Annotated in this window: 1 protein-coding gene; it reads left to right on the forward strand. The window is 72.0% G+C overall.

What is annotated here, in order from left to right:
* Nucleotides 1-780, forward strand: a 780-nt coding sequence (locus ABD292_RS48850; protein WP_344220348.1) for an SDR family oxidoreductase, incomplete at its 5' end; no start/stop codon positions are given.
* Between the last annotated feature and the right edge of the window lie 16 nt (nt 781-796).

Consider the following 796-nt stretch of genomic DNA (forward strand, 5'->3'; position numbering starts at 1 on the left):
GCCGCGCTGGAGCGCGGCGACCGGGTGGCCGCCGCCGCCCGCACCGTCACCCTGGAGGACTTCCCCAGCCAGTACGCCGACCGCCTGCTCGTCCTCCCCCTGGACGTGACCGACCGCGCCGCCGTGTTCGCCGCCGTGGACACCGCCGCCGAGCACTTCGGCCGGCTCGACATCGTGGTCAACAACGCCGGCACCATGTCCTCGGGCATGATCGAGGAGTTCACCGAGGCCGAGGCCCGCGCCCAGCTCGACGTCAACTTCTTCGGCGCCATGTGGGTCTGCCAGGCCGTCCTGCCGCACCTGCGCGCCCAGCGGTCCGGCCACATCGTGCAGATCTCCAGCATCGCCGCGCTCGGCGGCTTCCCCAGCACCGGCATGTACAGCGCGAGCAAGTTCGCGCTGGAGGGCATGAGCGAGTCGCTGGCGATGGAGGCCGCGTCGTTCGGCGTCAAGCTCAGCATCGTCCAGCCCGGCGGCTACTGGACCGACCTCTACACCAGCATGACCATGGCCACACCGAAGGAGGAGTACGCATCCCTGCGCGCCGAGCTGGAGAAGCAGTGGGCCGAGGGCTCGGTCGACAGCGAGCCGCGCCTGGCCGCCGAGGCGCTGCTGAAGCTGGTCGACAGCGACGACCCGCCGCTGCGGCTGCTGCTCGGCAGCATGGTGTACGACCTGGCCTTCGACATCTCCCGGCAGCGGATGGCGACCTGGGCCGCCTGGGAGCAGGTCAGCCGCGACGCCGAGCACGCCGTTCCCGCCCCGGGGAGCGGCCGTTGACGCACCCGCCACGCCC

The sequence above is a fragment of the Nonomuraea bangladeshensis genome, from assembly GCF_039529455.1.
Lineage (GTDB): Bacteria > Actinomycetota > Actinomycetes > Streptosporangiales > Streptosporangiaceae > Nonomuraea > Nonomuraea bangladeshensis.